We start from the raw sequence: 18,149 nt of genomic DNA on the forward strand, positions 1-18,149 counted from the left end.
GTACGGGTGTCCGTGACCGACCGGGTTCCACCGTGGGGTCCCACGACACCCTGGCGGTGACCTGACACCTTCCGGTGCGGAGCGGAGCCCCCGCACCGGAAACGCCGTACGGTTCCTACAACCGCTGCCACAGGGCCGGAGTGGCCTCGGGCGACCAGGAGCCCTGCGCCTGGTGGCTCTGCAGGCACTGGTAGCGCACTCCCGCGTGGGTCACCGTGGCCCCGGCCTCGTAGACGCGGCCCGCGGCCCACGCCTTCGTGCCGTTGCCCTGCGGCGGGGCGGGCGGATCGGCCTGAGCGGACGTGGTCCTCAGGGTGAGGCCGTAGGTGCTCAGGATCGGATTGACGGGCTGGTAGAAGGTGGTTCCGCCGCTCCGGCAGTCACCGGAGCCGCCGGACGTGACGCCCTGCGCCTGGGCGCCCGAGACGAAGGGGCCGCCGGAGTCGCCCGGTTCGGCGCACACCGTGGTCCGGGTCACGCCGTAGATGGTGCCCTCGGGGTATCTGACACTCGTGTTGTGCTGCTGGATGGTGCCGCAGTGCCACCCTGTCGTGGAACCGGAGCGGCAGACCGACGCGCCGACGAGCGCCTGGACCGAGCCGGTGACCTGCGCCCTCTGGCCCCCCTGCCCCCTGATGTCAGCGGTGGCGCGCCAGCCGCTGTTGACGCCCACCCAGGCCATGTCCCGGACGGGGAACGTGGACGCCTGGACCGTTCCCTGGGCGGCCCCGTTGAAGCCGGTGGTCCTGGCTCCGGCCCTGCCGCAGTGGCCCGCCGTGGCGAATCCCTGTGTCTGGCCCCTGGTGACGGAGAAACCGATGGAGCAGCGGGCGGTGCCGTTGATGTAGTAGGCGTCACCGCCGACGAGGTCCTCCAGCAGCCGCGGCCGGTCCGCCGACACCCGGACGCCCACGCCCTGGTCCTGGACGCCCGCGGCCTTGATGAAGGAGGTCGCGGCCGACAGCTTCGTCGCCTGGACGACGACCCGGTTCGCCGGCAGGTCGACATACCAGACCGGTGTCTCGCGCGTCCCGCCCCGGACGGCGGCCGCGTCCAGCTTCTCCTTGACGGCTTCGAGGTCGCTGAGCGGCTTCTTGACGACCGCGGCCTTCGCGCCCTGGGCCTGGATGACGGGCACGTCGGCGGCGTGGGTGGTGGCGACGGTGAGCTCGGCGGAGGTCGCCCCCCGTACCCAGGCGCCGGCGAAGTGCTTGCCCAGGGCGATGCGCAGGCGGCCCGCCCGGGTGCCCGCCTCCGCCTCGTTGACCAGCCGTGCGGCCGCCTGGGCCGGCGTCAGCTTCAGGTCGCGCTCCAGGGCGCGCAGCACCTGCGCCGACGGCTTGTCGGCGCCGAGCGTCTGCGCGGCGGTGGGCAGGGGGCCCGGCGCGGGCGGCTGCTCGGCCGCCACGGCCGAGGTGGTCCCCATGAGGACGAGGGCGCCGAGAGCGGTCAGGGCGGCGCGGCTCCTGACCGCGCCATGTCTGCCGACCATGGGTGTGCCTCCTTCGGACAAGGGTGGGTGTGCGTCAGAAGCCTTAGGCCTAGCCGGAAAGCCCCGGAGCGATGTCGGCGGCGGGTGTCTTTCGCGCTTTGGGGGACGCCCAGGGGTGCCATGTGCAGTACGCGGACGGGCGGGGAGCCGTCGGGGCGGCCAGGCCCCTGCAGGGACTGCGTTGACTCATCGCTGGCGTACGGCCTGATCCCGGAGGCCCACCAGGGCGAAGGACACGCCGAGCTGAAGCACTTCGCCCGACCGGCCCAGCCGGTGGACGTTGCGCATCGAACGAGCAAGGGACGCGGCGGAGTTGGACGCCGGCGTCGTCAACGCGACCGGTGGCCCCGCACCCGACGCCTGGCGGCGCGTCGTCGCCCTGCTGATCCAGTCCTTCGAGGCCCCGGCCCGCGGTCCCCTGCCCGCCTCGCCCGAGCATGACGCCCTCTACCAGGCCATGCTCCGTCCCGGTCCGGCGGGCGCCGCGGCTCCGGAGTAGGCGTCGCTCCCAGGTTGCCCCCGTCCAGCGGCACAGCCACCTGATGGCAAGGCCCGCGGCGCGACCCCTGGCGTCACGGCGCTGATCCACGACGACCAGGGGTGCGCCGGCGCATGCTCGGCCTCGCGCTCGGAGGGGCGGCGCAGGCGTCGGCGTCCGGCCGGCCAGGACACCAGCACACCTGATGGACAGCTGCCTGTACCACGGCGTCACCGTGATGCGCGCGGCCTGCTCGGCTCGTCCGCCGCCCGGAGTATGCGTCATTGCAGCCTCCCTGATCGCGCGCCACCGAGCCCGATCGGTGCGCGCCGGCATGTCCTCGCCCTTCGTCGGTATCGCCGCAGTCCCCCACAACGCGGTCAGAGCCATGGGCAAGGGAGCCCCACCAGGAAGGACGTCTTCGGTGCCGAGCGTGAAGGAAACCAGCCGGTTGCCGCGGTGATCGACAGCGAGGGGCTTGGAGGAAGGATTGAGCATGGGGAAGCCTGCCCCAACTCCTGCGCGCCCAACGCCGTGGACAGGCAGGAGCGCGGCGGCAGCAGCGATGCGCGCGTCACGATCAAAAGCGGCGTCCCAACCGCCTCAGGCAGTGGCGCGCGGCCCTCCTCACATGGGCACGACGCTGACCGAAGACACGGACCCTAGGCGGGTCTCAGGCCCGGGGCGCCCGCCTCGGTGACGAAGGACGCGGCCGTGGTGATGGGGGCGCCCGGTGTGGTGACGGCGGAGACGGTCCTGAAGTCGATCCGTGCCGCCCGGCGGTCGAGTTCGACCCGGACGTAGCCTCGTTTGCCGTTGTAGAACTGCATGTGCGGGTTGGCCCTCAGGTACGTGTCCCAGTCGGCGGGCTTCTCCACGCCGTCCTTGCCGCTGGTGACGGAGGTGCAGGTGAGTTCCGTGCCGAGGGTCCGCGAGCGCGGGTCGTCGAAGTCGTCCTTGATGTCGAACGCGTAGGCCACATGGACGTCGCCGGTGAGGACCAGCCAGTTGTCGATGCCGGCCGCCTTCGCCCCGGCGACAAGCCGGTTGCGTGAGGCGCGGTAGCCGTCCCAGGCGTCCATGGAGACCCAGGCCCGGGCGTCCGGGCCGAACTTGCGCTGCGAGAAGCACACCTGCTGCGGCATCACGTTCCACAGCGCGTCCGACGCCCGCCACCCGTCGATCAGCCAGCGCTCCTGCGCCTCCCCCGTCATGGTGCGCGTCGGGTCGTCGGCCTCGGACTCCGGAACGTGCGGCCTGTCGCCGTAGGCCTGGTCCGAGCGGTACTGGCGGGTGTCGAGCACGTCGAACTGGGCGAGCGTGCCCCAGTGCAGCCGGCGGTACAACTGCGCGTCGGGGCCCTGCGGCAGTTGCGCGGCGCGCAGTGGCTGGTTCTCCCAGTACGCCCGGTAGGCGGCGGCGCGCCGCAGCAGGAACTGCTCCGGCGGGCCGCCCTGTTCGTCGACGGCCCCGGCGTAGTTGTTCTCGGTCTCGTGGTCGTCCCAGGTGACGATGAAGGGGTGGGCGGCGTGCACGGCCCGCAGGTCCGGGTCGCTCTTGTACAGCGCGTAGCGCATCCGGTAGTCCGCCAGGGTCACCGCCTCCCGGTTGAACACGTCGGGCAGAGCCCCGACCTTGTAACGGCGTTCCCCGCCCGCGGAGTTCACGGCGTCCTCGTAGAGGTAGTCGCCGAGATGGAGGACGATGTCGACGTCGTCCTGCGCGAGGTGCCGGTGCGCGGTGTAGTAGCCGTCCTGGTAGGCCTGGCAGGCGACCGCGGCGAGTTTCAGGGGGGAGGCGGCGTCCCCGCGCCCGGGTGCGGTGCGGGTGCGGCCCGTCGGGCTGATCCAGGTGCCGGTGCGGAAGCGGTAGTAGTACTCGGTGCCCGGAGTGAGGCCCTTGACGTCGACGTGCACGCTGTGGCCGTACTCGGGCAGGGCCGTGGCGGTGCCCCGCCGCACGACGAGGACGAAGAACTCGTCCAGAGCCACCTCCCACTCCACGTCGACGCGCTGACCGCCCAGCCCGCCGTCCGCCCGGAACGGGGCGGGCGCCAGCCGGGTCCACAGCAGCACGGAGCCGGGCAGGGGGTCCCCGGAGGCGACACCGAGGGTGAACGGATCGTCGGCGAGGCGGGCCGCGTCGAGTTGCGGAGCGGCGAACGCGCCCCGGGCCGGCAGATGGGTGCCGAAGGCGAGTGCGGCCGCCGCCGCGGTGACGGTGAGGAAGCGCCGCCGTCCGATGTGCCGGGCCGCGGCACGGAGCACGGCGTCGTGCGGGGAGAAGGCGTGCTCGGCCAGTGGTCTGTGACGGCCCGTGGGCGCCATCCGATGTCCTCTCGTACGGGGCAGGCAGATGCCGGGGGCGAACGGCCCGCGGAGCCGGTCGGCCCTCTGGACGGTCGCCCCCGCGCACGCCGGCACCGGGTCCCGCGGGCCGGCACACGCGGTCTGTACCCGGGCCCGTCGCGCGGTGACGCCGACCCGCGTAACACGGACCATGCATGCTAAGCAGACAAACTGCTTTAAACGGGCGGGGCTTGCGGAGTGGTCACACAAGGGGGGTACGCCATGTGCCGGACACGGGGGTCATGGTGACGGTGCGGCAGCCGGCCGGGATGCCGAGATGCCGGGATGCCGGGATGCCGGACGGGCCGACTGTGCGGGCGCCTGGATCGCCGGGTGCCCGGCATTGGACTGTCAGTCCAGCAGCTGGACGTGTAGTCTAGAAATCCGACGAGGCGGACGAGGTGAGGGCACGGTGGCGGGCGAACGGGACCTGGACGGTGAACGGGACGCGATCCTCGCCGCGCTCACCCCGGTCGTGGACGGGATCGCGGCGACGTTCGGGCCGGTCTGCGAGGTGGTCCTGCACGACTACCGGCGCCCGGAGCGGTCGGTGGTCGCCGTCGCCGGTTCGGTGACCGGACGGCAGGTGGGCGGGGCGATGAGCGAGATCGGCATGCGCGTGCTGGCCCGCGGTGACGACGCGGGCGACGAGCTGAACTACCTCACGCGGACGGGCAACGGGACGCTCCTGAAGTCCTCCACGATGGTGCTGCGCGACTCCTCGGGCACGGTGTTCGGCGCCCTGTGCGTCAACCTCGACGTCTCCGCGGTCGACCGGGCCCACGCCCTGCTCGGCGCGCTCGCCGGCGTCGCGGGCCCCTCGGCGGACCCGCCGACGACCACCTTCGGCAACGACATCGACGCGGTGGTCGACGCCATCGTCGACGCCCATCCGCTGCGGCGGCACAAGAGCTGGGCGGAACTCGACCGTACGCAGCGCCTGGAGCTGTTCCGCAGCCTGGACGCCCGCGGTGTCTTCGCCGTACGCCGCGCCGTCGAGCAGGTCGCCGCCCGGCTCGGCATCTCCCGAGCCTCCGCCTACAGCTACCTCTCCCAGGCCCGAGCCGCGACCGACACGACTTCCGACCCCGATGGAGCAGACGCGTGACGACCACCACCCCACCGGTCACCCTCGACGACGTCCGCGATGCCGCCGCCCGGCTCAAGGGCGTCGCGCACCGCACCCCGGTCCTGCGCTCGCGGACCCTCGACGCACTCGTCGGCGCCGAGATCCTCCTCAAGTGCGAGAACTTCCAGCGCGTGGGCGCCTTCAAGTTCCGCGGCGCCTACAACGCGGCCTCCCGCCTCACGCCCGAGCAGCTGGCCCGGGGCATCGCCGCCTACTCCTCCGGAAACCATGCCCAGGCCGTCGCCCTGGCCGCCCGGGAACTCGGCACCACCGCGGTGATCGTCATGCCCGAGGACACCCCGCCGTCCAAGCGGGACGCCGCCGCCGGCTACGGCGCCGAGATCGTCACCTACGACCGCTACACCGGCGACCGCGCCGCCATCGCCGAGGCCCTGGCCGCCGAGCGGGGCCTGACCCTCGTCCCGCCCTACGAGCACCCGCACGTCATCGCCGGGCAGGGCACCGCCGCCCTCGAACTCATCGAGGAGGCGGGAGACCTGGACACCGTCATCACCCCGGTCGGCGGCGGGGGACTGATCGCCGGAAGCGCCACGGCGGCCAAGGGCCTGCACCCGGGGATCCGGGTCATCGGCGTCGAACCGGAGGCAGGTGACGACACCAAGCGGTCGCTGGAAGAGGGCCGGCGCGTCACCATTCCCGTCCCGCGGACCATCGCCGACGGTCAGGCCATCGACACCCCCGGGGAGCTGACCTTCTCCATCAACCGGAGGCTCCTCGACGGGATCGTCCTGGTCTCCGACGACGAGATCCGGGACGCGATGCGGTTCGCCTTCGAACGCCTGAAGATCGTCCTCGAGCCGAGCGGCGCCAGCCCGCTGGCCGCCCTGCTCTCCGGCCGCGCGGGTCCCCTGCCGCGCCGGGTCGGCCTGATCCTCTCCGGCGGCAACATCGACGCCGCGCGCTTCGCGCGGCTGTGCGGAACCGGCGCCTCCTGAATGGCGCCGCAGGATGGACGGACGGACGATGGAGGTGTGGGGCACGGCCCCCGCCCGGTCCGCTCGCGGCAGACGGAGACCGGCCCCGGCCGTAGGGCAAACGGCCGGAAAGGAGGAGCGTCATGCTTGAGGTGAAGACGCTCGACAAGCCGGACGAGCGGCGCGATTTCCCCCGGGGGCATCTGGAAGCCGTCCATATGACGCGGCTCGACTTCGCCGTGGCCACGTTCGAGCCCGGCTGGCGCTGGTCCGAGTCCGTGGCGCCGATCGCCGGGACCGACAGCTGCCAGATCCACCACAACGGCTATGTCGTCCAGGGCCGTATGCATGTCCGCATGGACGACGGTGCCGAGCGGGAGGTCGGTCCCGGCGACGTGTTCGTGGTCTCCCCGGGGCACGACGCCTGGGTCGTCGGCGACGAACAGTGCGTGGTGTACGACTTCGCGGGCGGCATGGCCCAGGACTACGCGAAGAAGGGCTAGAGACGGAAGTACGCGAAGAAGGCCGGAGCGGCTCCGCCCTCGCCCGTCACACCGGCAGCAGCCGGCCGACCAGAACCCCGAGCTGCCGGGCGTTGCGGCACTCGTGCATCTCGACCAGCTCCGCGTAGGCCTCGGCGGCCGAGTCGCCCGTACCCCAGCGGGAGCGCTGCTCGGGGTTCAGCCAGTAGACGCGGCGGGCCCGTTCGGCGATGTGCCGCACCGCCGGCAGGTTCGGGTCACTGTTGTTCGTGCGGGCGTCGCCCAGCACGAACACGGTCGTCCGCGGGCCGACCGCGTCGCCGTACCGCTCCGCGAACTCGCCCAGCGCCACGCCGTAGTCGCTGCTGCCGTGCCAGCTGGTGAGCGTCGCCTCCGCGCTGATGCGGGCCCCCAGCGCCCCCGGGTCGGCGGCGCCGTGCACGAGCAGCCCGGTCACCTCGTCGACGCGGTTGACGAAGGCGAACACCCGCACCTTGCTGAACTGATCGTGCAACGCCTGCACCAGCAGCATCGTGAAGTCGGAGAAGCCCGCCACCGAGCCCGACACGTCGCACAGCAGGACCAGTTCGGGCCGAACGGGACGGCGCCGCCGCAGCACCGGCTTCATCGGCACCCCGCCCGTCGACAACGACCCGCGCAGCGTCCGTCGCAGATCGATGGAGCCGCGCGAGGCACGGCGCCGACGGGCGGCGAGGCGCGTGGCGAGCTTACGCGCCAGCGGCTGCACCGTCCTGCGCAGCTCGGCCAGCTGGGCCCTCCCGGCGAACAGGAAGTCCACCCGGTCGGCCGTCGGGGCCACCGCCCGCCGCGCTGTCTCGTCCCGGCCCCGCCGCTCGGCGACCCGGCGCCGCGCCTCCGCCGCCACCATCCGGCGGAAGACCTCGATGCGCCGCCGGATCTCGTCCTCCAGCAGCCGGTCGGTGAACCCGGCGCCGGCGCCCTGCGCCCGGACGCTGTCGCGGACCCGGGCGAGCAGCGTCTGCGGACGGATCCGGTCGAGCGTCTGGTGCGACGACCAGCCGTCCGAGGCGGGGGAGGAGCCTCCCCCAAGCTCTCGGCTTCGCTCGACCAGGGGGGACCCCCACCCCCCGAAGCCGTCGACCGCCTCCGCCGCCAATCGTGCCATCAGCGCCTGGTCGTCGGCGGCGAGCGCGTCCGCGAGCCGGTCGCGCAGGTCCTCCCGGTCCGCCGGACCGGACTCGGGCGCGCCGACGCCCCGCGGGAAGTACAGGTCGAAGACCGGGTCGAACACCGGCCGCTGGTCCGCGGTGTGCAGCAGCGTCGCGGCCAGCCCTTCGCGCAGCAGCTCCCGGTCCGCCAGGCCCAGGGCCTGAACCGCCTGCGCCGCGTCCACGGTCTCGCCGGTGCCGATCCGGACGCCGTGGGCGCGCAGCGCCCCGACGAGCGAGGTCAGCCGCTCGGTGACACCGGTGGTCACAGCGCGTCCAGGTCGAGCTTGGCGGCCGCCTTCAGGACGTCGTCCTGATGTTTGAGGACCACGCCGAGGGTGTCCCGTACGACGCTCTCGTCGAGCGTGTCCGCGCCGAGCGCCAGGAGGGTGCGCGCCCAGTCGAGGGTCTCGGCGACCGACGGCGCCTTCCTGAGGTCCATGGCGCGCAGCGCGTGGACCACGCGCACCACCGACTGGGCCAGCGCCGCGTCGAGCCCCGGCACCTTCAGCCGTACGATCCGCCGTTCCAGCTCCTCGTCGGGAAAGCCGATGTGGAGGAACAGGCAGCGGCGGCGCAGCGCCTCCGACAGCTCACGGTCGGCGTTGGAGGTGAGGACGACGAAGGGGCGGCGGGTCGCGCTGATCGTGCCCAACTCCGGGACGGTGACCTGGAAGTCGCTGAGCACCTCAAGGAGCAGGCCCTCCACCTCGACGTCCGCCTTGTCGGTCTCGTCGATCAGCAGCACCTTCGGGTCGTCGCCGCGGATCGCGGTCAGCAGCGGCCGGGCGAGCAGGAACTCCTCGCTGAAGATGTCCGTGCGCGCCTCGTCCCACGTCTCGTCGCGGCCCGCGCTGATGCGCAGCAGCTGCTTGGCGTGGTTCCACTCGTACAACGCCCGGGATTCGTCGACCCCCTCATAGCACTGCAGGCGCACCAGCCGGGCGTCCGTGACCTCGGCGACGGCCTTGGCCAGCTCGGTCTTGCCGACCCCGGCGGGGCCCTCCACCAGCAGCGGCTTGCCGAGGCGGGCGGCGAGGAAGACGGTCGTGGCGACCGCGGGCGAGGCCAGGTAGCCGGTCTCGGCGAGGCGGGTGGAGACGTCGTCGACGGAAGTGAACAACGCAGGGCCTCCGGCTCTGGTCGCGGCAACGGCGGTGTCCGGACACCCCTGGGAGTGTCCGGACACCTATCTAAGCGCTTGCTCACAGCTTCTGTCACGCGGTTACGGCCACCGCCCGCACGGCCGGAGCGCGCAGCACCCGCCGCGCCGTGCCCAGGCTCGTGCCCAGCGTCACCGCGGCCGCCACCGACACGACCGCGATCCAGACGCCGAAGACCTGGCCCGGCAGCACCGCGTCGGTGCGGACCACGGTGAACGGGACGATCCCCGCCAGCGCGGCCACCGTGCCGAAGAGGACACCGGTCAGCGTCAGGATCAGCCCCTCGGCCCCCACCACGCCCAGCACCTGCCCGGGAGTCGCTCCGGCGAGGCGCTGCTGCCCGAACTCCCGGACGCGGTACGTCGTCGCCGCGTACAGCGAGTTGACCAGCATCACGCAGACGAAGACCACGATGATGCCGACGACCGTGAAATTGAGCGTCTCCAGGTTCTTGGCGTCGACCGACTTCACCCTCCCCGAGGCCGCCACGGCGTCGCTCTCCACCGCCTGCATGGTGAGCGTCGCCGTCGACACCGCCGTGAACAGGATCAGCGACATCAGGATCCCGGCGAGGTGACCGGCCCGCTCCCGCAGGTTGCGCACGGCCAGCCAGCCGCTCGCACCGCTCAGCGGCAGCCGGGCCGGCACGCCCTTCAGCAGGCGCGGCGCGAGCAGCGCGAAGCCCACCGACAGCAGGATCGATCCGTACGCCGGCGTCGCCATCAGCGCCTCGTCCGCCGCCGAGAAGGCGAAGGTGGAGCAGACCGAGGCGGCACCGAGCACGAGGGCCGCGTACGCGAGGACCTTCCGTGCCCCGCCCCGCCGCCCGCCTGGCCGCGTCGCCCGCCGTACGGCGAGGAACGCGGCGCCCGCCGCCGCGAGCAGGGTGATGTCGACGCCCGTCATCAGCGCGACGGGACCGAAGGAGTGGTCGACGGAACGCGCCACCTGCCCGCTGTCCCGGAAGACCTCCAGCAGCGCCCGCCCGCCCAGCATCGCCGGACCGATCGCCAGGGCCGCGCCCACCAGCGCCACGGCCACCGCCTCACCCACGACCATCCGCTTGATCTGCGCCGGGGTCGCCCCCGAGCAGCGCAGCAGCTCCAACTCGGCCGCCCGCTGGCGGACGTTGACCGTCAGCGTCGAGGCGACGGCGAAGAACACCAGTAAGGTGCCGTAGCCGCCGACGACACCAGCGGCGGTGCTCAGCGTCTCCGCGCTCACCGAGTCCACGCCGTCCTGCGCCGCCGTGTCGTGCATCGAGTTGAAGGTCATGATGATCGTCGCGCCGAGGAAGGCGGACAGCAGCGTCGCGAGGAACCGCCCGGGCCGGTGCCGAATCGACCGCATCGCCAGTACGAACATCCCTCACACCCCCGCCGGCATGTCGTCGCCCAGGTGTGCCAGCCGCTCGGCGACCGCGTCCGCCGTCGGCGCGTCCAGCCGGCCGGCCAGCCGCCCGTCCGCCAGGAACAGCACGGAGTCGGCGTACGAGGCCGCCACCGGGTCGTGCGTCACCATCACCACGGTCCGGCCGTGCACCCGCACCGCCTCCTGGAGCAGCCGCAGCACGTCCCGCGCGCTGCGCGTGTCCAGGGCGCCCGTCGGCTCGTCCGCGAAGATCACCCGGGGCTCGGCGACCAGCGCACGGGCGATCGCCACGCGCTGCCGCTGACCGCCCGACAACTGGTCCGGCCGGTGCCCGAGCCGGTCACCGAGGCCGACGGCGGTGAGCACCTCCCGGGCCCGCTTCCGGTCGACGCGCCGACCGGCGAGTTTCAGCGGCAGCACCGTGTTCTGCGCGACCGTCAGCGTCTGAAGCAGGTTGTACTGCTGGAAGACGAACCCGACCCGGCCGCGCCGGAACCTCGTCAGCTCCGCCTCACTGCCGCCCGTCAGTTCCATGCCGTCCACCCGCACGATGCCGTTGTCGGGCCGGTCCAGCCCGGCCGCGCACTGCAGCAACGTGGACTTGCCCGAGCCGGACGGCCCCATCACCGCGGTGAAGGTGGCGCGCTCCAGGCAGAGCGTGACCCCGTCCAGCGCCGTCACGGCGCTGTCGTCCGTCCCGTAGGTCTTGCTGACCTTGACCAGCCGCACCGCCTCGGCGGCGGGTCCCTGGTCGCGCGTACGTCGTGAGCCCGAGCGAAACATCGTCATCACTCCCCGTCCGGCACTCCCTGTGCCCTGTCCAAGAAGCTACGGAGACTCAGGCGCGGGCACATGGGGCGCAGAACCCGTATCGGAGGGTGTACTCAATGACACCCCCCGGCCGTGTGCGGCAGGATGATCGCCATGACAGACGGATTAGGCTGGCTCGCCGCTCCCCGGTCCATCGCCTTCGGCGGCTACAGCATCGTGATCGCGCGCGATCTCGCCGGGGAGGAGGTCGCGCGGCGGATCACCGAGACCGTGTCCGGACCGAGGCGCCGGGCCCGGTACATCGGGCAGCTCACGGGAGCTCAGCTCAACGACGTGCTGGAAGGGTTCTTCGGGAACGTCTTCGAGGAGATCGCCCTGCGGTACGGGGAGTCGGACGAGTGGGCGTACGTCGTCAAGTACGGCGGATGGCAGGGCTCCTTCGGCGACCAGTCCCCGGTCTCGCGCGGTGACGCCCACGTCTTCCACCTCGAATTCGAGGAGGAGAACGGCAAGCCGGTGCCGCCGCGGTTCGCGTACTTCCATGACGGACGGCTCAAGTGCGCCTTCAACCTCCATCTGGACGGCTCGTGGGGATACGACGGCGTCGAAGGAGACCCCGAGGTGGCGTCACGGGTCGAGAGCGTGCTGGCCGGCGCCGGACTGCCCGACCCGGAGCTGGACCGGGACCTGGTGCACCGGATCTCACTGGAGGTCATCGAGGAATGCTTCGGGCTCACCCTGCCGAGAAGGCGGATCCTCGAAGAAACGCTGCCCACCGCGTTCCTGGGCAGGCCGTGACATGCCTGTGACCGGAGGTATGGCCTCCACCACAGCGCCCGCCGGCCCTTCTTGATCGACTCCGGACATGCACAGATCTCCTGCCGACCGCGTCGCCTTGGCGACCGCGGCGGCCACGGCCGCCGTGGTTCTCGCGGGCTGCGCAAGTCCCCGCCCCGGCACGGGCGACGAGGCGGCACCGCCGGCTCCTCCCCGCCCTTCGGTGACCGAAGCGCGTGATGACAGCGCCGGCCTGCGGGAGGCGGAGGACGCCGCCTGCGCCACCGCGACAGCGGGGCCGTCGGACGACGGGACGGACACGGCGTCGCCCTCGGCGGAGCCCGTCGGCGACCAGCCCCCCAACTACGCCGACAACAACGCCTATCGGCGTGCCCTGCCCCTGAAAGGCGTGAACGCCTGCCGCGGCGACGTCCACGTCACCCGGCTGACCGAGGGCCTGAAGCGCGTCCCGGCGGACAGGGCCGAAGTCGACGCGGCGCTGTCCCGCCTCGGCTACGGCCACGAGGTCGAGCGGATCAACACCGTGGACGGCACCGTGCGGTTCGACATCGGCCTCGGCGGTGTGTGCGTCACCGGAACGCTGGCGCCCGGCCACCGGCCCACCGTCGAGGCTCACGGACCCTACCTGGAGGGCGGCTGCGCCGAGCCCGCCTACGGGCACTGACGCCGATGGCCACCACAGCGCAGCAGGTGCTGCTCCGTGTCGCCGCGGGGGTCGCGGTCGCCGCCTCCGTCTGGACCGTGGCGGACATGATGTACGGCGATCCCCCCTCCGGACGGGGGAACGAGACGTCCCGCGGCCGGTCGGAGACGGGGGTTCCCGAGCAGGGCGGGGCGTGCCCGGCGTCCGGTGTCCGCATCACCGCCGGTCCGGTGGACGCCGCGATGGGCCTGCGCGCCATGAGCCTCACGCTGCACAACTGCGGCACCCGCACCTACCGGGTCGAGGGCTACCCCGGGCTCGGCCTGCTCGACGAGGACGGCAAGCCCGTGACCGGCGTGACGGTGACCCGGGGGAGCGGCGGCATCGCCACCATGCCCGGCTTCGACGACCCGCCGCGGGAGGTGGCGCTGCGACCGGGCGAGAGTGCCACCGCCGGCCTGGTGTGGCGGAACACCGTCGCCGGTGCGGGAGCCCCGACGAACGTGCCCTCCGTGACGGTGCGGGCCACACCAGGGGCGGAGCCGGTCACCGTGCGACCGGACGGCGGCCTCGACCTCGGCACCACCGGCAGACTCGGGGTCGGCCCATGGCACACCGAGTGAGGTCGCCCAGGAAGCGGTCCGACCGCCACAAGGCGGTGGACTGCGCCGTGTCCGGTCTGCTCCTCGCCGTGGACCTCCTCCTGGTCGTCGCGATCCTCGTCCTCGGCAGCGAAGGCGTCTTCACGGAGGACTGGATGGGCTACCCCGGGATGACGGACCCGGCGGGTGAGACCTTCCAGCACAGCGCCGTGTGGTTCCTCATCACGGCCGAGGCCGTGACCGTCGGTCTGGCCGTCGCCTGCCGCCTCTGGATCACCGCCGGCACGCAACTCGTCGCCCTCACCGCCGGGTCGGTCTTCATCGGGTCCCTCTCCACCTACTGGAACCCCTGAGACCGCTCAGTCCACGAGGACGACCTCCAGGGTGCGCGGACCGTGCACGCCCTCCACGCGGTCCAGTTCGATGTCGCTGGTCGCCGACGGGCCGGAGATCCAGGTCAACGGGCGGGACGGGTCGAGGCGTTCGAGGGCCTGCGGAACGGAGGCGACGACCTGGTCCGGGACCCGTACGACGCAGATGTGGTGGTCGGGGACGAGGGTGATGCGGCGGCGGCCCTGATCGGGGGAGGCGTCCAGGACGATGGTGCCGGTCTCGGCGATGGCGACCGCGCACGCCGTGACCACACTGTCGACCCGGTCCAGCTCCAGCGGCGTGCTCTCGGCCCGGTCGGGGACCTGTCCGACGTCGGTCGCCGCCAGCCAGCCCGGGTCCAGGCCCGGCGGGACGAGCACCGTCGTCGCGGCCCGCTCGCGAAGCAGCCGCGCGATCAGCCCGGCGAGCCCGTCGGCGTCGCTGCGGTGCACGATCGCCCGGTAGTCCGCCAGGTTCTCGGCGAGCAGATCCACCGTCTGCTCGACACTCCGCTCACCGTGCTCGCGCAGATAGCCCCGCTGAACCGCCTGCTCGTACGGAGTGTCGTCCTGCCGTACGTCCGCCAGGGCGCGCCGCACCCGGCCCAGGATCCGCTCCTTGCTGCTCACTTCGCGCCGTCCTTTCCGCCGTTGGTGCGCTGCCACCAGTCGCGGAACGGCTCCGCGGGCACCGGCGGCAGATCCCGGGTGCCGCTCCACGCCTTGCCGGGCCCCGGCAGCGTGCGGGGATGGAGGCGGCGGGTGCGGGACGCCAGCCGCTGGCCGGTGCGCAGGGCGCCCGGACGCGTGAACGCCCAGCGCGCCGCCCGCATGGCCGCGCGCTCGGCGGCGTGCCCCTTCGCGGGCTGGAGGATGACCTTGTTGCCCTCCCGCGTCACCTGGCCGCCCTCCACGACCCGTTCCCGCAGATGCACCAGCACCTCGGGGATGTCGATGGCGACCGGGCACACCTCGTAGCAGGCGCCGCACAGCGACGACGCGTACGGCAGCGAGGCGTCGATCTCGCTGCCGGTGCCCCGGAGCTGGGGGCTGAGGATCGCGCCGATCGGGCCGGGGTAGACCGAGCCGTACGCGTGGCCGCCCGCCCGCTCGTACACCGGGCAGACGTTCAGACACGCCGAGCAGCGGATGCAGCGCAGCGCCTGGCGGCCGACCTCGTCGGCGAGGGTGTCGGTGCGGCCGTTGTCCAGCAGGACCAGGTGGAACTCCTGCGGCCCGTCGGCTGTCCCGGAGTCCGTCGTACCGGTCCACATGCTCGTGTACGGGTTCATCCGCTCGGCCGTCGAGGAGCGGGGGAGGGTCTGCAGGAACACCTCCAGGTCCTGCCAGGTCGGCACGATCTTCTCGATGCCGACGACGGAGATCAGCGTCCGAGGCAGGGTCAGGCACATCCGCCCGTTGCCCTCCGACTCCACGACCACCAGCGTGCCGGTCTCGGCGACCATGAAGTTGGCGCCGGAGATGCCGACCTTGGCGCGCAGGAACTTCTCGCGCAGGTGCAGGCGCGCCGCCTCGGCGAGTTCGGCGGGGGCGTCGGTGAGGCCCTCCGGGGCCGGGCGGCCCCACTCGCTCATCTCACGGGCGAAGATGTCCCGGATCTCACCACGGTTGCGATGGATGGCGGGGACGAGGATGTGCGAGGGCCGGTCCTTGCCCAACTGCACGATCAGCTCGGCGAGATCGGTCTCGTAGGCATGGATTCCCTCTTCGAGGAGCGCCTCGTTGAGCCCGATCTCCTGCGTGGCCATCGACTTGACCTTGACGACCTCCGACTCGCCGGTCCGCTTGACCAGGTCGGCCACGATCCGGTTGGCCTCCTCGGCGTCGGCGGCCCAGTGCACGGTACCGCCGGCCGCCGTGACCGACGCCTCCAACTGCTCCAGATACCGGTCGAGATGGCGCAGCGTATGGTCCTTGATCCGCTTCCCGGCCTCCCGCAGCGCCGCCCAGTCGGACACCTCCGCGACCGCCTTGGCCCGCTTGGCGCGGATCGTGTGCGTGGCGTGGCGCAGATTGCCGCGCAGGGTCTGGTCGCGCACGGCCTCCCGCGCGGCCTCGGGGAACGCCGGCATCCCTACAAAAGTGCCGCTCATACCGCCGGCTCCTCCTCCGTGCTCGCCAGGATCTCCGCGATGTGCACCGGCCGCATACCCGTCCTGAGCCGGGCCATCGTCCCACCGATGTGCATCAGACAGGAGTTGTCGGCCGCGCACAGCACCTCGGCGCCCGTCGACTCGGCGTTGCGCACCTTGTCCGCGCCCATCGCCGCCGAGACATCGGAGTTCTTCAGCGCGAACGTGCCGCCGAAGCCGCAGCACTCGTCGGCGCCCGGCAACTCCACCAGCTCCAGTCCCTTCACGGCCTGGAGCAGCCGACGGGGCCGGTCGCCCAGGCCGAGGCCGCGCAGCCCGTGGCAGGTCGGGTGGTACGTCACCCGGTGCGGGTAGTAAGCCCCGACGTCCGTCACTCCCAGGACGTCCACCAGGAACTCCGTCAGCTCGTACGTCTTCGGCACCACGGGCGCCAGGGTCGCCGCGAGTCCGTCCCCGCGCCCCTCGGCCCGCGCCCGCTCCCCCATCCGCGGATAGAGCTCACGCACCATCGCCCCGCACGACCCCGACGGCGTGACGATGGCCTCGTAGTCCCGGAAGACATCGGAGAAATGCCGGGCCAGCGGCTCCGCCTCATGCCGGTATCCGGTGTTGTAGTGCGCCTGCCCGCAGCAGGTCTGGGCCATCGGGAAGTCGACTTCGACGCCCAGCCTGGTCAGCAGTTTCACCACAGAGCGCCCGGTGTCCGGGTAGAGCGTGTCGTTGACACAGGTCAGGAACAGGGCGACACGCATCGCGGCTCCTTCTGGTCGGTCATCGGATGAGTGCAGAGTAGTCGGGTGGCGACGGGCCGGGGGAGCCCCCGGTCACCGTCCGGCCAGTCGGGCCTGCGCCTCCCGCCACCGCTCCGGGTCCCCCTGCGGTTCGTACCGCGTCAGCGGCTGGGTACGGGTGAGCAGTCGGCGCATACCCGCGAGATCGCCGACCAGCCCGTGGGCCCGCGCCTGGACCAGGACGTTCCCCAGCGCGGCCGCCTCCGTCGGCCCCGCCACCACCGGCAGCCCGCAGGCGTCGGCGGTCAGCTGGCACAGCAGCGCGTTGCGGGTGCCGCCGCCGACGACGTGCACCACGTCGACCGGGTGGTCGGCGAGCCGCTGCGCGTCCTCGACGGCCCTGCGGTGGGCGAGGGCGAGGGAGTCGAGGATGCACCGGGTGACCTCGGCGGGGGAGGAGGGCACCGGCTGCCCCGACGCCCGGCACGCCTCGGCGATCCGCTCCGGCATCCTGCCCGGCGCCAGGAACGCCGCGTCGCCCGCGTCCACGACCGACCGCAGCGCCGGCACCTTGGCCGCCTCCAGCAGCAGCCCGCCCAGGTCCGGGTCGCCCCAGGCCCGTACGCACTCCTGCAGCAGCCACAGGCCCATGATGTTGCGCAGGTACCGGACCGTGCCGTCCAGCCCCAGCTCGTTGGTGAAGTTGGCGGCGCGGCTCTCCTCGGTCAGCACCGGCGCCGACAGCTCCAGCCCCGCCAGGGACCAGGTGCCGGTGCAGATGTACGCGAACCGCTCGGCCCCGGCCGGGACGGCGGCCACCGCCGACGCCGTGTCGTGCGAACCGACCGCCGTCACCGGCACCGGCCCGGTCAGCCCGGTCTCCTCCAGCACCTCCGGCCGCAGCGCACCCGCCGGGTCGCCGGGTCGCCTGAGCGGCGCGAACAGACCGAGGTCGATGCCGAGCCGGTCCGCCACGTCGTACGCCCAGTCCCGCGTGCGCGGGTCGATCAGCTGGGTGGTCGAGGCATTGGTCAGCTCCGTGCCCTGCTCACCCGTCAGCCAGTACGTCAGCAGGTCGGGGATGAGCAACAGCCGGCCGGCATGCGACAGCTGGGCGCCGGCCCGCGCCGCCGTCAGCTGGTACAGCGTGTTGAACGGCGCGTACTGCAGCCCGGTCGCCGCATACAGTTCGGGGGCGGGCACGGTCGCCCACACCTTCTCCGCGATGCCCTCCGTACGGCTGTCCCGGTAGTGCACCGGGTTGCCGAGCAGCGCCCCGTCGGCGTCCAGCAGACCGTAGTCCACGGCCCAGCTGTCGATGCCGACCGAGTCGACCTGCCCGGCTGCCCGCAGCCCGTCCAGGACGCCGGCGTACAGCGCGAGGATGTCCCAGCGCAGTCCCTCGGGCACGCGGACGGGCCGGTTGGGGAAGCGGTGCGCCTCGGACAGCTCCAGGGAGTCGGGGTCGACGCGGCCGACCATGACGCGCCCGCTGGACGCGCCGAGGTCGACCGCGGCGTACGTCTTCACG

At 72.6% G+C, this 18,149-nt stretch carries 18 protein-coding genes; 8 read left to right on the forward strand and 10 right to left on the reverse strand.

Annotated elements, in window-relative coordinates; all coding sequences use genetic code 11:
* Positions 1 to 115: 115 nt before the first annotated feature.
* On the reverse strand, positions 116 to 1,492 hold the full coding sequence (locus NW895_RS21785; protein WP_289937450.1) for a trypsin-like serine protease: 1,377 nt from the start codon (positions 1,490 to 1,492) through the stop codon (positions 116 to 118).
* A 280-nt stretch (positions 1,493 to 1,772) separates the two neighbouring features.
* Here NW895_RS21785 and NW895_RS21790 point away from each other — a divergent pair, with 280 nt between their 5' ends.
* Positions 1,773 to 1,991 carry a hypothetical protein gene (locus NW895_RS21790; protein ID WP_289937451.1) on the forward strand — a complete coding sequence of 73 codons (219 nt, stop codon included), beginning with the start codon at positions 1,773 to 1,775 and terminating at the stop codon, positions 1,989 to 1,991.
* A gap of 641 nt (positions 1,992 to 2,632) precedes the next feature.
* Here the strand turns inward: NW895_RS21790 and NW895_RS21795 are convergent.
* Positions 2,633 to 4,297 (reverse strand): alkaline phosphatase D family protein, encoded by a 1,665-nt coding sequence (locus NW895_RS21795; protein WP_289937452.1) that lies wholly within the window; start codon positions 4,295 to 4,297, stop codon positions 2,633 to 2,635.
* 433 nt (positions 4,298 to 4,730) lie between these two features.
* Here NW895_RS21795 and NW895_RS21800 point away from each other — a divergent pair, with 433 nt between their 5' ends.
* The 3 genes from NW895_RS21800 to NW895_RS21810 all read left to right on the forward strand — a co-directional run bounded on the left by NW895_RS21800 (position 4,731) and on the right by NW895_RS21810 (position 6,885).
* Positions 4,731 to 5,426 carry a PAS domain-containing protein gene (locus NW895_RS21800; protein ID WP_289937453.1) on the forward strand — a complete coding sequence of 232 codons (696 nt, stop codon included), beginning with the start codon at positions 4,731 to 4,733 and terminating at the stop codon, positions 5,424 to 5,426.
* Positions 5,423 to 6,403 (forward strand): threonine/serine dehydratase, encoded by a 981-nt coding sequence (locus NW895_RS21805; RefSeq protein WP_289937454.1) that lies wholly within the window; start codon positions 5,423 to 5,425, stop codon positions 6,401 to 6,403. Before NW895_RS21800 ends, NW895_RS21805 begins: the two co-directional genes overlap by 4 nt.
* Before the next feature lie 122 nt (positions 6,404 to 6,525).
* The gene (locus NW895_RS21810) at positions 6,526 to 6,885 is read left to right on the forward strand and encodes a cupin domain-containing protein (RefSeq protein WP_289937455.1); all 360 of its coding nucleotides are present in this window, start codon (positions 6,526 to 6,528) and stop codon (positions 6,883 to 6,885) included.
* A 46-nt stretch (positions 6,886 to 6,931) separates the two neighbouring features.
* On the opposite strand, the gene NW895_RS21815 is transcribed toward NW895_RS21810, so the two are convergent.
* From NW895_RS21815 to NW895_RS21830, 4 genes are all read right to left on the reverse strand, one after another.
* Positions 6,932 to 8,323, reverse strand: coding sequence for a VWA domain-containing protein (locus NW895_RS21815; protein ID WP_289937456.1), 1,392 nt, complete (start codon positions 8,321 to 8,323; stop codon positions 6,932 to 6,934).
* Positions 8,320 to 9,177 (reverse strand): MoxR family ATPase, encoded by an 858-nt coding sequence (locus tag NW895_RS21820; protein ID WP_289937457.1) that lies wholly within the window; start codon positions 9,175 to 9,177, stop codon positions 8,320 to 8,322. Before NW895_RS21820 ends, NW895_RS21815 begins: the two co-directional genes overlap by 4 nt.
* A gap of 94 nt (positions 9,178 to 9,271) precedes the next feature.
* Complete coding sequence (locus NW895_RS21825; protein ID WP_289937458.1) at positions 9,272 to 10,582, reverse strand: FtsX-like permease family protein; 1,311 nt, start codon at positions 10,580 to 10,582, stop codon at positions 9,272 to 9,274.
* Between the two features lie 3 nt (positions 10,583 to 10,585).
* A complete protein-coding gene (locus NW895_RS21830; RefSeq protein ID WP_289937800.1) occupies positions 10,586 to 11,371 on the reverse strand; it encodes an ABC transporter ATP-binding protein in 786 nt (261 codons plus the stop codon).
* A gap of 141 nt (positions 11,372 to 11,512) precedes the next feature.
* Between NW895_RS21830 and NW895_RS21835 the strand changes: the two genes are divergently transcribed.
* From NW895_RS21835 to NW895_RS21850, 4 genes are all read left to right on the forward strand, one after another.
* The gene (locus NW895_RS21835; RefSeq protein WP_289937459.1) at positions 11,513 to 12,157 is read left to right on the forward strand and encodes a hypothetical protein; all 645 of its coding nucleotides are present in this window, start codon (positions 11,513 to 11,515) and stop codon (positions 12,155 to 12,157) included.
* A 67-nt stretch (positions 12,158 to 12,224) separates the two neighbouring features.
* Positions 12,225 to 12,821 (forward strand): hypothetical protein, encoded by a 597-nt coding sequence (locus tag NW895_RS21840; RefSeq protein WP_289937460.1) that lies wholly within the window; start codon positions 12,225 to 12,227, stop codon positions 12,819 to 12,821.
* 5 nt (positions 12,822 to 12,826) lie between these two features.
* Positions 12,827 to 13,423, forward strand: coding sequence for a DUF4232 domain-containing protein (locus tag NW895_RS21845; protein WP_289937461.1), 597 nt, complete (start codon positions 12,827 to 12,829; stop codon positions 13,421 to 13,423).
* Entirely contained in the window at positions 13,408 to 13,755 is a 348-nt protein-coding gene (locus tag NW895_RS21850; protein WP_289937462.1) for a hypothetical protein, read from the forward strand. The genes NW895_RS21845 and NW895_RS21850 overlap by 16 nt, the downstream gene beginning before the upstream one ends.
* 6 nt (positions 13,756 to 13,761) lie before the next feature.
* On the opposite strand, the gene NW895_RS21855 is transcribed toward NW895_RS21850, so the two are convergent.
* From NW895_RS21855 to NW895_RS21870, 4 genes are all read right to left on the reverse strand, one after another.
* Entirely contained in the window at positions 13,762 to 14,403 is a 642-nt protein-coding gene (locus tag NW895_RS21855; protein ID WP_289937463.1) for a lactate utilization protein C, read from the reverse strand.
* On the reverse strand, positions 14,400 to 15,887 hold the full coding sequence (locus NW895_RS21860) for a LutB/LldF family L-lactate oxidation iron-sulfur protein (protein WP_289937464.1): 1,488 nt from the start codon (positions 15,885 to 15,887) through the stop codon (positions 14,400 to 14,402). The genes NW895_RS21855 and NW895_RS21860 overlap by 4 nt, the downstream gene beginning before the upstream one ends.
* A complete protein-coding gene (locus NW895_RS21865; RefSeq protein WP_289937465.1) occupies positions 15,884 to 16,639 on the reverse strand; it encodes a (Fe-S)-binding protein in 756 nt (251 codons plus the stop codon). The genes NW895_RS21860 and NW895_RS21865 overlap by 4 nt, the downstream gene beginning before the upstream one ends.
* A 72-nt stretch (positions 16,640 to 16,711) precedes the next feature.
* Positions 16,712 to 18,148, reverse strand: coding sequence for a rhamnulokinase family protein (locus NW895_RS21870; RefSeq protein WP_289937466.1), 1,437 nt, complete (start codon positions 18,146 to 18,148; stop codon positions 16,712 to 16,714).
* Position 18,149: the final 1 nt, after the last annotated feature.

The sequence above is a fragment of the Streptomyces sp. S.PNR 29 genome (assembly GCF_030386795.1).
GTDB lineage: Bacteria > Actinomycetota > Actinomycetes > Streptomycetales > Streptomycetaceae > Streptomyces.

Excerpts from the sequence above, each read along its gene's own strand:
- NW895_RS21865 (WP_289937465.1), bottom strand. The coding sequence starts at position 16,639 with ATGCGTGTCGCCCTGTTCCTGACCTGTGTCAACGACACGCTCTACCCG.
- NW895_RS21810 (WP_289937455.1), top strand. The coding sequence starts at position 6,526 with ATGCTTGAGGTGAAGACGCTCGACAAGCCGGACGAGCGGCGCGATTTC.
- NW895_RS21845 (WP_289937461.1), top strand. The coding sequence starts at position 12,827 with ATGGCCACCACAGCGCAGCAGGTGCTGCTCCGTGTCGCCGCGGGGGTC.
- NW895_RS21830 (WP_289937800.1), bottom strand. The coding sequence starts at position 11,371 with ATGTTTCGCTCGGGCTCACGACGTACGCGCGACCAGGGACCCGCCGCC.
- NW895_RS21850 (WP_289937462.1), top strand. The coding sequence starts at position 13,408 with ATGGCACACCGAGTGAGGTCGCCCAGGAAGCGGTCCGACCGCCACAAG.
- NW895_RS21795 (WP_289937452.1), bottom strand. The coding sequence starts at position 4,297 with ATGGCGCCCACGGGCCGTCACAGACCACTGGCCGAGCACGCCTTCTCC.
- NW895_RS21785 (WP_289937450.1), bottom strand. The coding sequence starts at position 1,492 with ATGGTCGGCAGACATGGCGCGGTCAGGAGCCGCGCCGCCCTGACCGCT.
- NW895_RS21825 (WP_289937458.1), bottom strand. The coding sequence starts at position 10,582 with ATGTTCGTACTGGCGATGCGGTCGATTCGGCACCGGCCCGGGCGGTTC.
- NW895_RS21860 (WP_289937464.1), bottom strand. The coding sequence starts at position 15,887 with ATGAGCGGCACTTTTGTAGGGATGCCGGCGTTCCCCGAGGCCGCGCGG.
- NW895_RS21835 (WP_289937459.1), top strand. The coding sequence starts at position 11,513 with ATGACAGACGGATTAGGCTGGCTCGCCGCTCCCCGGTCCATCGCCTTC.
- NW895_RS21840 (WP_289937460.1), top strand. The coding sequence starts at position 12,225 with ATGCACAGATCTCCTGCCGACCGCGTCGCCTTGGCGACCGCGGCGGCC.